Here is a 13,191-nt window from a genome sequence, read left to right as displayed (position 1 = left end):
CCCCATTGCCGGAGCTCCCGCAATGTTTCCTTGACTCCAGGGGAGAACGGGGGGTATGCTGACGTGGAGATTCCATCGCCTGCGAGGGAGGTCGCTTGTCCATGGGCGGCACCATCAACCGCCTTTTCCAGGAGAGCACGAGGCGCTTCGCCGGTCTTGCGGCCCAGCTCGAGGCCGAGCGCGGAGAGCGCCGTCCCGTCAGCTACGAAGAGCTCGGCTCGCTGGTCCGCCGCTTCGCCCTGGGGCTCAGGGCCATGGGCGTGGGCAGGGGCGACGCCGTGGCCCTGCTTTCGGAGAACAGGCCCTGGTGGGCCGTCGCAGACCTCGGCATAATACACGCCGGAGGCGTCTGCGTAGCCCTCTTCCCCACACTCCCGGCGGCACAGGTGCGCCACATCCTGGCCGACTCGGGCGCAAAGGTCCTCGTCGTCTCCGACGGCGGCCAGCTTTCCAAGGCCCTGGAGGCGAGACGCACGCTGCCGGGGCTCGGGCTCGTCGTCATGGACTCTCCGTCCGGTCGGCCGGAGGGCGTGCTCCGCTTCGACGACGTGCTCGCCATGGGCGCCGCCAAGGGGGGCGACGGCGACTTCGCAGGGCTGTGGCGGTCGGTCCGCCCCGGTGACAGGGCGTCGATCATCTACACATCGGGCACCACCGGCGAGCCCAAGGGCGCCGTGCTCACCCACGGGAACTTCGTCTCCAACGTCGAGGCCGCCCAGGCCATCTTCGGCCTTCGTCCCGGCGACGTCATGCTCTCCACCGTGCCGCTCAACCACGTGATGGGGCGCATGGCCGACCACTACCTGCCGCTCACCTGCGGGGCCTCCGTCTCCTACGTGGACAAGATACGGCGCATAAGGGAGAAGATGGTGGAGGTGAGGCCCCACTACATGGTGCTCGTCCCCCGCCTTCTCGAGCTCTTTCACGAAGGGCTCGTCTCGGCGCTTGCAAAGGAGTCGTACCTGAAGCGGAGGCTCTTCGAATGGGCCCTGTCGGTGGGCGGGCGCTCGGCCGGGCCCGCCGGGGAGAAGGCGGCCGCGCCGCTTCGCACCGGGCTTGCCCGGCGCCTGGCCGACAGACTGGTCTTCTCCTCCGTCCGCCGCCGTCTCGGTATCGACAGGCTGCGGTTTTTCATCTCCGGCAGCGCGCCCCTTGCGCTCTCGACGGCCCGGTTCTTCCGGGCCTTGGGCATACCGGTGCTCGAGGGCTACGGCCTAAGCGAGACCTCGCCGCTCGTGGCGATCAACCGTCCGGGACGGGAGAGGCTCGGCACCGTAGGCGAGGTCATCGAAGGCGTGGAGGTGAAGATCGCCGACGACGGCGAGATACTCGTGCGCGGCCCCAACGTCATGGAGGGCTACCACCGCAGGCCCGAGGAGACGGCACGGGCCGTGGACGCACAGGGGTGGTTCCATACCGGCGACGTGGGAGAGATCGACGAGCGGGGCTTCCTTCGCATAACGGACCGCAAAAAAGACCTCATCGTCCTGTCGAACGGCAAGAAGGTGGCGCCCCAGCCCATAGAGAACCGCCTGAGGGAGAGCCGTTACATCTCGCAGGCGCTGCTCCTCGGCGACGGGGCGAGCACGGTGGCCGCCCTCGTGGCGCCCGACTTCGACGCCGTGAGGCGGTGGCTTCACGATCGGGGCGGCGAAGTCCCGCGGGAGGACCCGGCCCTGGCGGCGAGCGGAGAGGTCAGGGCGCTCATGCGCAGCGAGATCGACCGTGCCTGCCGGGGGCTCGCCGAGTACGAGAAGGTGCGCAGGTTCGCGCTCCTGGAAAGGGACCTCTCCGTGGAGAGCGGCGAGATGACGCCCACGCTCAAGCTCAGGCGGCGTGTCGTGATGGAGAGGTACCGCCACCTCGTGGACTCTCTCTTCCGATGACGGCGCCGCAGGACGATGACGCCGCCCCGCCTGGAGGCGGGGCGCGCGGGGCGGCTGCGCAGCTCCTCGACCGGCGCAGCGTGGCCGCATGGGTCCTCTACGACTTCGCCAACTCCGTCTACCCGGCCGTCATAACGGCCACGGTCTTCAGCGTCTACTACGCCACGACCATAGTGGGCAACGACGACGGGCTCGGAGACCTGTGGTGGGGCCGCGCCGTCTCGCTCTCCATGCTCGTCGTGGCGCTCTCCTCGCCGCTCCTCGGCGCTGCGGCCGACAGGTCGGGGGCGAGGAAGAAGATGCTCTTCTTCCACACCGCCCTGTGCGTCGGCTCCGTGGCGCTGCTCGCCACCGTGGAGCCGGGCATGGTGCTCCGGGGCTTTCTGCTCGTCGTGCTGGCCAACATCGGCTTCGAAGGCGCGCTCGTCTACTACAACTCGTACCTGCCCGACATAGCGCCGCCGTGGCGGCGCGGCTTCGTCTCCGGCCTCGGCTTCGCCACGGGCTACGCGGGCTCCGTAATGGGGCTGCTCGCCGCGCTCGTGCTCGTAGACAGAGGCAGGTTCGATCTCACCTGGCTCTTCGTCGCCCTCTTCTTCGCCGTATTCTCTCTCCCGGCGTTCCTCGTCCTGCCGGGCGGGCGCGGCAGCGCGGGGTTCTTCGCCGCCCTCGCCGAAGGGGCTCGGCGCCTCGGCCCTCTCGTCGCAGAGGTCATGGAACTGAAGGAGCTTAGCCGCTTCCTCGCGGCCTTCTTCGTCTACATCGACGGCATCAACACGATCATCTACTTTACGGCGCTCTTTGCGGCCACAACGCTGGGCTTTGCGCCGTCCCAGCTCATCGGGCTCTTCCTCGCGGTCCAGCTCTCGGCGCTCGTCGGCGCCGCGGCCCTTGCCGGCCCTACAGACAGATGGGGACCCAAGGCCGTCATCACGGCCATACTCGCAGTGTGGACGTGCGTGGTCCTCTTCGCCTTCTTCGTCCGATCCAGGCCCCTTTTCTTCGCCGTCGCCGTCGCGGCCGGAGCCGGGCTCGGCGCCGTCCAGTCGGCGAGCCGCGCCCTCATGGCCTCTCTCATACCGGCCGGCAGGGAGGCCCGGATGTTCGGCTTCTACGCCCTGTGCGGCAAGAGCTCGTCCGTTGTGGGACCGCTTCTCTTCGGCTGGATATCGCACGGGCTGGGCGGAGACCAGAGGACGGCGCTCCTGTCGGTGGCGGCCTTCTTCGTGGCGGGGCTCGTCCTGCTCCAGAGGGTGGAGACGCCGCCGCGGTAAGGCGGCGCCTCCTCGTTTCAGAGCGCCGAGCCGCAGTACTTGCAGTAGCGGGCGTCGGCGTCGTGGCCCTCGCCGGCGCAGCGCGGACACGCCTGCGTGCTGACCTGCCGCGTCATGGACCTGCCGATCTCGACCGTCACTATGCCGGTGGGCACGGCTATGATGCCGTAGCCGAGGATCATGACCAGTGAGGCGAAGGCCCTGCCCAGGTCGGTCTGCGGCGAGATGTCGCCGTAGCCCACCGTAGTGAGGGTGACGACCGCCCAGTATATGCTTCGGGGGATGCTCGTAAAGCCGTTGTCCTCGCCCTCTATGAGGTACATGAGCGAGCCGAGGATGACGACCAGCGTCGAGACGGTGAAGAGGAAGACGGTGATCTTGCGCATGCTCATGCGGATGGCCTCGGCGAGCATCCGCGCTTCCACCAGGTAGTGGGCGAGCTTGAGGACCCTGAATATCCTCAGGACCCTCAGCACCCTGATGACGAGGAGGTACTTGGTGGAAGGGACGACGAGGCTCAGGTATGTGGGCACTATGGCGAGCAGGTCCACGACGCCGTAGAAGCTCGTGGCGTACTTGAGGGGACGGCCCACGCACAGAAGCCGCAGCACGTACTCCACGGTGAAGACGACGGTGAAGAACCACTCCACCGCCGTGAGGTGGACGCCGTAGGCGGCGCGCACCGACGCCACGCTGTCGAGCATGACGGAGAGGACGCTTGCCGCTATGGCCGCCAGCAGGGCCATGTCGAAGAGCCTGCCCGCCCTGGTGTCGGCCTCGAAGATCACCTCGTGGAGGACCCTGCGCCACGGCGCCGGCCCCGCAGCCTTACCGTCTTTCCTCATCTCTTTCGTTTGCGTGGCGCCTTTCCCGCCGACTCCATCCCCGGCCTTCCACGGGCCGCGCTACGGCCTGCTCCCCCGGCCGCCTCGCTCACCGACGGACGTTGACCGTCATCTCCCACGGGAAGGTGGAATCAATCGGAGCTTCCTTATTATAGCAGAGCGGCGGGCGACGGCAAGGTCGCAGGGGAACCGTTTCCCCGAGGGAGCCTTGCCGAAGAAGGCCGCGCAGGGGCGGGCCTTGACGCTGAGCGGCTTTACTGCTAAAATTCCACCGACGTCGTCACGCAGCGGCGTAAAGCGTTTTCCATCCCGACCGTCACCCCAACCCTGCGCAAGGGCGGAACCCTTCAAGACGAGGAGGTCCCCGTGAGAGGCATAATCATGGCCGGCGGTTTCGGCACGAGGCTCAGGCCCCTTACCAACAACCTGCCCAAGCCTCTCGTTCCAATGGCCACAAGGCCCATAATAGACTACATAGTGGAGCTCCTCAGGCGCCACTCGATAGAGGACCTCACCACGCTGCTCTACTTCCAGCCCGAGAGCATAACGAGTCACCTCGGCGACGGCTCGGACTACGGCGTCCGTATAGACTACGTAACGCCCGACTCCGACCTCGGCACGGCCGGAGCCGTGGCCTTCGCGGCGAGGGGCGTCAACAAGTCCGAGCCCGTGCTCGTCATAAGCGGCGACGTGCTCACCGACTTCGACCTCGCCGAGGCCGTGGCCTTTCACAGGAAGAGGCGGGCCGTGGCCACCATCGTGCTCACCAGGGTCGAAAACCCGCTGGCCTTCGGCATAGTCATAACCGACAAGAACGGCAGGATCCTGCGCTTCCTCGAAAAGCCGGGCTGGGGCGAGGTCTTCAGCGACACCATAAACACGGGCATCTACATCCTCGAACCGCAGGTCATGGAGTATATCCCCGGGGACAGGGAGTTCGACTTCTCCAAGGACCTCTTCCCCAGGCTCCTTGCCGACGGAAAGCCGCTCTACGGCTACGTGGCCGAGGGGTACTGGCGCGATGTGGGCAGCCTCGAGGAGTACCGCAACGCCAACATGGACATACTCCAGGGCCGCGTGAAGGTCGAGATACCGGGAAGCGAGCTCAAGGGGCGGCGCGTATGGACCGGCGAGGGGGCGAGGATAGACTTCACAACCGACTTCGAGGGGGCGGCCGTCATAGGGCGGCGCTGCAGGATAGGGGCCGAGGCGAGGATCGTCAACTCCGTCATAGGCGACGACACGGTCGTCGAGGACGGCGCCGTCATAATAAACTCCATACTCTGGGACGACGTCAAGGTGGGACGCGGGGCGAGCCTCCAGGAGAACGTCATATGCAGCCACACGACCATAGGCGACCGCGCAAGGCTCGCCGAAGGCGTGGTGGTGAGCGATCACTGCCGCATCGGCCGCAACAGCTTCGTGCGCGCCAACGTGAAGGTCTGGCCCTACAAGATAGTGGAGGACGACGCCACGCTGGCTTCGAGTCTTGTCTGGGGCGAGCGCTGGAGCAAGAACATCTTCAGCACCTACGGCGTCACGGGCCTTGCCAACATAGAGCTCAGCCCCGAGTTCGCCGCCAAGCTCGGCGCCGCCTACGGCGCCTCGCTCAAGAAGGGCTCCACCGTCTCCACGAGCCGCGACGCCCACAAGACGTCGCGCATGATAAACCGCGCCATCATGACGGGCATCCTCTCCACGGGCATAAACGTCCACGACTACGGCGTCACACCCATCCCCGTCGTCAGGTTCCTGGCCCGCAGCGGCAACGAGACGGGAGGCATCCACACGCGCCGCTCGCCCTTCGACCCCGAACTGGTGGACCTCAAGTTCTTCGACAACACGGGCCTCGATCTCCATCCCGGCGCGGAGAAGACCATAGAGCGCCTCTTCTACCGCGAGGACTACGGCAGGGTCCGCATGGACGAAACGGGCGAGATGTTCTTCCCGGTCCACGGCTTCGAGCACTACCAGAGCGGCTTCATGTCGGCCGTCGACGGCGAGACCATAAAGCGCGCGGGCTTCAAGATGGTGCTCGACTACTCCTACGGCTCGTCAACGAGGATATTCCCGTCCATCCTCGGCAAGCTCGACTGCGAGGTCATAGCGCTCAACGCCAACATAGACGGCGCCAAGGTCACAAAGAGCGGCGAGGAGTTCAGGAAATCGCTTACTCAGCTCGCCTCCATCGTCCGCTCGCTGGACGCCGACATCGGCGTGCTCCTCGACTCGGGCGGCGAGAAGATATTCCTCGTCGACGAGGCCGGCGACATCCTCGACGGCCCCACGGCCCTCAACCTCGTCACCCTCCTTACGCTCAGGTACGCGAAGAGCCGGGGGCTGGAGGGCGCCGTGGCCGTGCCGGTCTCGGCGTCGCGATCCATCGAGAAGATGGCCGCCAACTACGGCTACGAGGTGGTGCGCACCAAGACCACGCCCAGGGGGGTGATGGAGGCGGCGGCCTCCGGCAAGATGCTCTTCGTGGGCGAGGAGGACGGCGGCTACATCTTCCCCCACTTCATGCCCTGCTTCGACGGCATGTTCGCCATCGTCAGGATACTCGAGATGCTGGCGGCCCAGGAGGCGAAGCTCCACCGCCTCATGCGCGAGATACCGCCGAGCATCATGGTGCGCGAGCGCATCCACTGCCCCTGGGAGAAGAAGGGAACGGTCATGAGGCTTCTCACCGAGGACTCCAAGGACAAGGAGACACTCCTTCTCGACGGCATCAGGCTCAGCTACGGCGACGACTGGGTGCTCGCCTATCCGAGCCAGGACCAGCCCTGCTTCCACATAGTGGCCGAGGCCTCCACCGAGGAGGCGGCGCGAAAGCTCATCGAGACCTACTCGGAGAAGATAAGGAGATGGCAGGAGAAGTGACGCCCCCCATCTTCGAGAGCCTCGTCGTCGGCCCGCTGGAGGTCAACTGCTACCTCCTGGCCGACGCCGCCACGAGGGAGGCCTTCGTCGTCGACCCGGGCGGCGACGCGGACCTCATACTGCCGCGCATAGAGGGCCTTGGCCTCGACGTGCGGTACGTGATCAACACCCACGGCCACTTCGACCACGTGGGCGCCAACAGGGCGGTGGTCGACGCAACCGGCGCCGGACTCGCCATCCACGCCGAAGACGCGGGGCTGCTGCGCGAGGCCGCCTGCCAGGGCCGGGTCTTCGGCGTGGAGGCCGCCGATTCGCCGGAACCCGACCTGCTGCTCGACGAATCGACGACGCTGCGGGCCGGCTCGCTCACTCTCGAGTTCCTCCACACGCCGGGCCACACGCGCGGAAGCCTCTGCCTCTTTCTCAGGGAGCGCGCCCTGCTCCTCACGGGCGATACCCTCTTTGCCGGAAGCGTGGGCAGGACCGACCTTCCCGGCGGATCCTACGAAACGCTCATGAGCTCCATAAAGGAGAAGATACTTCCGCTCGACGACGACGTGACCGTCTGCCCCGGCCACGGCCCGCCGAGCACCGTGGGCCGGGAACGGACGACCAACCCCTTCCTTGCGGACCCGTGAGGCGACGGAAGAACGGAACCGGAGAGTACTCAAGGAAACTCTGATTGATTACCCTGAGGGAACCTTTTTGTAAAAAGGTTCCCTCAGACTCCCTCCAAAAACTTTTGACGCGAGTTGGTTTCCCCTGTTTTGCCTGGCAAAACAGGGGAAACCAACTCGTATCGAAAGTCTTTGAAGGGGGTCTGGGGGAAACTTTCTACAGAAAGTTTCCCCCAGTGTAATCAATCAGAGTCTCCTTGTCCGCCACGCGATCACACCGACCGGAGCGCAACAGGCGCTGTACGCGGGGGTTTTCTTCGGAAAGCCCCGCCTGGGGAGAGGGAGCGACGTCGTGAAGATAGCGGGAAGGCGCATAGTGCTCGGCGTGACGGGCGGCATAGCGGCCTACAAGGCCCTGGAGCTTGCGCGGCTTCTGCGCGGGGAGGGGGTGGAGCTTCGGCCCGTCATGACCCGTGCGGCCACGGAGTTCATAACGCCGCTCAGTCTCGCAACCCTTGCGGGGAACCCGGTCCTCACGGGGCTCTTCGAGTCCGCGGAGGGGGCCGCCATAAACCACATAGAGCTCGCCGAGAGCGCCGACCTGATTGTCATAGCTCCGGCGACGGCCAACGTCATAGGCAAGATAGCGTGCGGCATAGCCGACGACCTCCTGACGACCGTCGTCATGGCCTCGAAGGCGCCGGTGCTCTTTGCGCCGGCCATGAACCACCGCATGTACGAAAACCCCATCGTGGAGGCCAACGTGGGGCGTCTCGAGGGGCTCGGCTACCGCTTCGTCGGCCCCGCCGAGGGGGAGCTCGCCTGCGGCTACGAGGGCAGGGGGAGGCTCGCCCCGGTGGAGGACATAATGGACGCCGTCTTCGAGTGCCTGAGCGTAAAGGACCTGGCGGGCGAGAAGGTGCTCGTCACCGCCGGCGCAACCCGCGAGATGATAGACCCCGTGCGTTTCATATCCAACGCCTCGTCGGGCAAGATGGGCTTTGCGCTGGCCAGGGCGGCCAAGCGGCGCGGCGCCGAGGTGGTGCTCGTTAGCGGCCCGACCGCCCTTGCGAGACCCCACGGCATAGACCTCGTGGGCGTGACCACGGCCGAGGAGATGTACGACGCCTGCGTGAGTTTCTTCCCCCAGTCGACGGTCGTAGTAATGGCCGCGGCCGTCTCCGACTACAGGCCCGTGAAGACCCATGCGCGGAAGGTCAAGAAGGACAGGCCGCGTCTTGAGCTGGAGCTTGAGAGGACGAAGGACATCCTCAAGGAGCTTGCGGCGCGCAAGAAGCGGGACCAGACGCTCGTGGGATTCGCCCTCGAGACCGAGGACCACGTGGAGCGGGCCCTCGAAAAGCTCCGCGAAAAGAGCCTCGATCTCGTGGTGGCCAACAGCCCCAGCGGCATAAGCAGCGACACCAACGAGGTGACCATAATCGACCGCCGGGGCGGCCAGACCAGGCTCGAGCCGATGAACAAGTTCGACGTGGCCGACCGCATCTTCGACGAGGTGGCGAGGCTGAGGAGGTAGCGGACCCATAGGCCGCAAGCTCAAAGAGCGCGCCCGCCGGCGCGCCGCCCGCGAGCGCGGCGCCGTGCGCAAGGACCCCGGCGGGCGTCTGTGCGTGGCCCTCCTCTATCCGGGTCCCTACCGGCTCGCCATGAGCAACCTGGGCTTCCAGTACCTCTACGCCGCCCTCAACTCGCAGGAAAGGATCCTCTGCGAGAGGGCCTTCCTTCCCGACCGTGACGAGCTCTCCCGCTACGAGGGCGGCGGCGTCCGCCTCTTCACCATCGAGTCCCTGCGGCCCGTAAGGGACTTCGACGTGGCGGCATTCTCCATCGCCTTCGAGGACGACTACGCAAACGTTCCCTTCATGCTCGAGCTGTCGGGCATTGAGCCCCTGGCCGAGAGGAGGGAGGGTGCGCCGCTTGTCGTGGCCGGAGGCGTAGCCGTCACGCTCAATCCCGAGCCCACGGCCCCCTTCATGGACCTCTTCCACCTCGGCGAGGCCGAGGGCGCCGCGGTCACGCTCTTCGAGCGCATAAGAGAGGCGCTGGAGCTCGGTGCGTCCAGGGCCGAACTGCTCAGCGCCCTCGCCGGGCTCGACGGCGTCTACGTCCCCTCGCTCTACGACTTCGGGTACGCCGGTCCCGTTGTATCGACCATTTCGCCCCGCCCCGGCGCTCCGGCGCGGGTGCGGGCCGTAAAGAACCTGGACCTTCGGGGCTTCGAGCCCCCCCGCACTGCGGTGCTCACGCCGGAGACCGAGTTCTCGTCGATGAGCCTCGTGGAGATAGAGCGCGGCTGCGGGCGGGGGTGCCGCTTCTGCGCCGCCGGCTTCGTCTACCTGCCGCCGCGCATGCGCGAGGAGGGGGACGTGGCGGCGGCCATCGACGCCGGCATCGACGCGGCCGGCAGGGTGGGCCTCGTGGGAGCGGCGGTCTCCGAGTACCCGGCCGTGAAGGACCTCTTGCGCCGCGGCGCGCAAAGGGGCGCGGGTCTCACCCTCTCGTCGGTGAGGGCCGACATGATCGACGCGGAACTGGTCGGACTCCTCGGGGAGTGCGGCCTGCGGACCCTCGCCATGGCGCCCGAGGCGGGCAGCGCGAGGCTTCGCAACGTCATAAACAAGGGCATGGACGACGAGACCCTCGTGCGCGCCGCCGCCCTCGCCGGCGAGGGCGGCATCGGGAGGCTGAGGCTCTACTTCATGGTCGGCCTGCCCACCGAGACGGACGACGACGCCCGGGCCGCCGCAGAGCTTGCGCTGCGCATGAAGGCGGCCTTCGGAAAGGGCGACGTCACGGTCAGCATAAACCCCTTCGTGCCCAAGCCGGTCACACCCTTCCAGTGGTCACCCTTCGAGAGCGCGGCGGTCATGGAAAGGCGCCTCTCCATCATCAAGGACGCCCTTCGCGCCGTCAAGGGCGTGGCCCTGAAGGTCGAGTCGCCGAGACGCGCCCTCTTCCAGGCGGCCCTCGCCCGCGGCGACAGGCGCCTTGCGGCCGCGCTCGCCGCGGTATCGAGGCTCGGCTGGCGCGGGGCCTTCAGGGAGGCCGGTCTCGACCCGGCGGCCCTTGCCTGCAGGCCCAGGGAGCGCGAGGAACTCTTCCCCTGGTCGCTCATCGACCACGGCGTCACCGACGACTACCTGTGGAAGGAGTATTGCCGGGCCCTCTCGGAACAAACCACCCCGCCCTGCAGCGTGGGCCGCTGCACCCGCTGCGGCGTCTGCCGCTGAGGGAACCTTTTTTGAAAGGGTCATAGACCCACGGGGAATTAAAATTTTTGAAGGGGGTGTTTTGTCCGCATTGGCTGCCCGGGGGGCGGTCCTCTGGAGGTTCGGGCCGCAAAGGCGTAAAAATCCCGCCTGGCGCGGGCCGAACCTCCAGAGGACCGCCAAACATCACTATAATCCGTCGCCCGTCCCCACGGAAGCAGCTACTCTTTGGTGGAAATTATACATTCCGGGCGCAAGGTTTCCACCAACAGGGGGGCGGACACTTTATACTGGAAACATTCATGGCCAGAAAGAAGCATGGCCGTTGTCGGGCAGACCCGGCACCAATTTTGTGTAACTATATTTCCCGTACCAATCCGTATCATAACTGTTTTTCTGGTGATGTAACCGTTTTTCCCGATGGGGCGGGGGTGGTAAGGATTGGCGTTCTGTAATTATATTTCTTGACTTATGCTGGAATATAACGATAATTCTTGGATTGTAACCATTTCTCCGCCTGCCTGCCGCGACGTAATAGGGCGCAGCCAGGGAGGAAGCCGTGGCTGAAAACGATCAGGACGGATCGACTGACAGACCCGCAGGGTATGCGGCGCTTATCGAGCGATACGACCTCGATGTTATTCCGAATTGGCACAGGTCCCTGGTGGCTGCCAAAAGCGGAGTCCACCGGATCGACTCGAGCGGGGGCATAGTCGAGGAGGTCTATCCGCCCAGGTACTGGCCGGGGGATACACTGGGCGATCATCTTGAATTTGCGCTTAAGTATGACGGTACGAATCTCGCGATACTCGCCGGCCTGTTTCAGAAATTTGCAGAGGAAGATTTCCTCGAATATGTCCGGTCCAAACCAACCGGCAGATACGCCCGGCGGCTGTGGTATCTGTACGAGTTTCTGACCGGAAAAGAACTTCCGCTCGACGACGTGAAGCAGGGTAACTACATTGATCTGCTCGAGCCGGATGAATACTACACGGTCGGTCCGCCCCGCCGGGTTCGTCGCCAGCGGATCAACGACAACTTGCTGGGTGATCGACGGTTTTGTCCGACGGTTCGCCGTACCGATACGCTTCGTGACTTCGAGAGAGCCGACCTTCCCAAGCAATGTCACAGGGTGGTGTCCGGCTATCCGCCGGAATTGCTGAGGAGGGCGCTCGGCTACCTGTACGCCAAGGAGACAAAATCATCTTTTGAGATCGAACACATCAAGCCCACATCGACGAGGACCGAGCGATTTGTAGCGCTGCTTCAACTGGCCGAGCAGGAAGACTTCTGTGAAAAACAGCGCCTGATCGAGCTTCAGAATCGCATTGTCGATCCGCGGTTTCGCGATTCCGACTACCGGACGACTCAGAACTATGTGGGAGAGACAATCGCCTGGCAGAAGGAAAGGATACACTTCGTATGTCCTAAGCCTGAGGACTTGGCCGACCTGATGGAGGGTCTGGTGGCCGCCCATAAGCGCATGGACGCGAGCGATGTGTCCGCCGTGGTCCACGCTGCCGTCATCGCCTATGGCTTCGTCTTTCTGCACCCCTTCGAGGACGGCAACGGACGAATCCACCGTTTCCTGATTCACAACATCCTTGCCCGCCGCGGCTTTACGCCCAAAGGCGTCATGTTTCCCATATCGGCATCCATGCTGAAGAACCCTGCCGACTATGACGCCTCTCTGGAGGCATTCTCACGGCCTCTTATGAGCCTGGTGGAATATTCGCTCGATGAAGAAGGCCGCATGACCGTCCACAACGATACCGCCCAGTGGTACCGCTATATCGATATGACGCCCCAGGCGGAGGCGCTCTTCAGATTCATAGAGCGGACAATCAAGATGGAACTCGCCCGCGAACTGGCGTTTCTGGCCAACTACGACGAGACCAGGAGAGCCATCCAGGAGATAGTGGATATGCCCGACCGGAAGATTGACCTCTTCATTCGCTTCTGCCTGCAAAACAACGGCAGACTCCCGGCACGGAAACGCGCGAGTCACTTCGATTTCCTCTCGGATGAAGAAATAGCCCGTATGGAGCAGGCTGTGCTGGACGCCTACGGAAGCAGCGCCCTGAACGATGATTGATGGCGGCCTGTGCGACTGCTGCTGATCAGGGATAGGCACGGGGACCAAGGAGTAAGGTTGCGATCATGGCATGCGCCATGCCCGACGACTATTTAGGGCGCGTCCTTCGTCGTCAGAAGCCCGGACCAGAAAAGAAATCACCCTGAATTAAGAAAGCTCTGATTTATTGCACCGGGGGAAACTTTCTGTAGAAAGTTTCCCCCGGACCCCCTTCAAAGACTTTTAATTCCCTGCGGATCACCCCGATTTTGCTTGCAAAATCGGGGTCATACCGATCCTCATCGGGCCACCTCCACCACGTAACCGCCCGCGGCGCTCTCGCGCACGGCCAGGGCCAACCGGAGCGCGGCCAGCGCGTCCTCGG

At 64.8% G+C, this 13,191-nt stretch carries 8 protein-coding genes; 7 read left to right on the top strand and 1 reads right to left on the bottom strand.

What is annotated here, in order from left to right; all coding sequences use genetic code 11:
- Nucleotides 1–101: 101 nt before the first annotated feature.
- Together ENJ37_00125 and ENJ37_00120 are read left to right on the top strand one after the other, a co-directional pair.
- Nucleotides 102–1,886: a long-chain fatty acid--CoA ligase gene (locus ENJ37_00125; GenBank protein HHL38896.1), complete on the top strand. Its 1,785-nt coding sequence runs from the start codon at nt 102–104 to the stop codon at nt 1,884–1,886.
- Nucleotides 1,883–3,160: an MFS transporter gene (locus ENJ37_00120; protein ID HHL38895.1), complete on the top strand. Its 1,278-nt coding sequence runs from the start codon at nt 1,883–1,885 to the stop codon at nt 3,158–3,160. The genes ENJ37_00125 and ENJ37_00120 overlap by 4 nt, the downstream gene beginning before the upstream one ends.
- 17 nt (nt 3,161–3,177) lie before the next feature.
- On the opposite strand, the gene ENJ37_00115 is transcribed toward ENJ37_00120, so the two are convergent.
- Nucleotides 3,178–4,005 (bottom strand): ion transporter, encoded by an 828-nt coding sequence (locus ENJ37_00115; protein HHL38894.1) that lies wholly within the window; start codon nt 4,003–4,005, stop codon nt 3,178–3,180.
- Between the two features lie 366 nt (nt 4,006–4,371).
- Here ENJ37_00115 and ENJ37_00110 point away from each other — a divergent pair, with 366 nt between their 5' ends.
- The 5 genes from ENJ37_00110 to ENJ37_00090 all read left to right on the top strand — a co-directional run bounded on the left by ENJ37_00110 (nt 4,372) and on the right by ENJ37_00090 (nt 12,827).
- On the top strand, nt 4,372–6,885 hold the full coding sequence (locus tag ENJ37_00110) for a nucleotidyltransferase (protein ID HHL38893.1): 2,514 nt from the start codon (nt 4,372–4,374) through the stop codon (nt 6,883–6,885).
- Nucleotides 6,870–7,523 carry an MBL fold metallo-hydrolase gene (locus ENJ37_00105; GenBank protein ID HHL38892.1) on the top strand — a complete coding sequence of 218 codons (654 nt, stop codon included), beginning with the start codon at nt 6,870–6,872 and terminating at the stop codon, nt 7,521–7,523. The genes ENJ37_00110 and ENJ37_00105 overlap by 16 nt, the downstream gene beginning before the upstream one ends.
- Nucleotides 7,524–7,860: 337 nt before the next feature.
- The gene (gene coaBC, locus ENJ37_00100; GenBank protein ID HHL38891.1) at nt 7,861–9,039 is read left to right on the top strand and encodes a bifunctional phosphopantothenoylcysteine decarboxylase/phosphopantothenate--cysteine ligase CoaBC; all 1,179 of its coding nucleotides are present in this window, start codon (nt 7,861–7,863) and stop codon (nt 9,037–9,039) included.
- 64 nt (nt 9,040–9,103) lie between these two features.
- Complete coding sequence (locus tag ENJ37_00095; GenBank protein ID HHL38890.1) at nt 9,104–10,753, top strand: radical SAM protein; 1,650 nt, start codon at nt 9,104–9,106, stop codon at nt 10,751–10,753.
- 538 nt (nt 10,754–11,291) lie between these two features.
- Nucleotides 11,292–12,827, top strand: a complete 1,536-nt coding sequence (locus ENJ37_00090) for a Fic family protein (GenBank protein HHL38889.1) — start codon at nt 11,292–11,294, stop codon at nt 12,825–12,827.
- Nucleotides 12,828–13,191 lie beyond the last annotated feature (364 nt).

The organism is Deltaproteobacteria bacterium, assembly GCA_011375175.1.
Lineage (GTDB): Bacteria > Desulfobacterota > GWC2-55-46 > GWC2-55-46 > DRME01 > DRME01.
The sequence above is the reverse complement of the archived record's forward strand: the minus strand, read 5'-3'. Positions and strand labels throughout refer to the sequence as shown.

Coding starts and splice junctions, on each gene's coding strand:
- ENJ37_00105 (HHL38892.1), top strand. CDS start 6,870: ATGGCAGGAGAAGTGACGCCCCCCATCTTCGAGAGCCTCGTCGTCGGC.
- ENJ37_00115 (HHL38894.1), bottom strand. CDS start 4,005: ATGAGGAAAGACGGTAAGGCTGCGGGGCCGGCGCCGTGGCGCAGGGTC.
- ENJ37_00125 (HHL38896.1), top strand. CDS start 102: ATGGGCGGCACCATCAACCGCCTTTTCCAGGAGAGCACGAGGCGCTTC.
- ENJ37_00120 (HHL38895.1), top strand. CDS start 1,883: ATGACGGCGCCGCAGGACGATGACGCCGCCCCGCCTGGAGGCGGGGCG.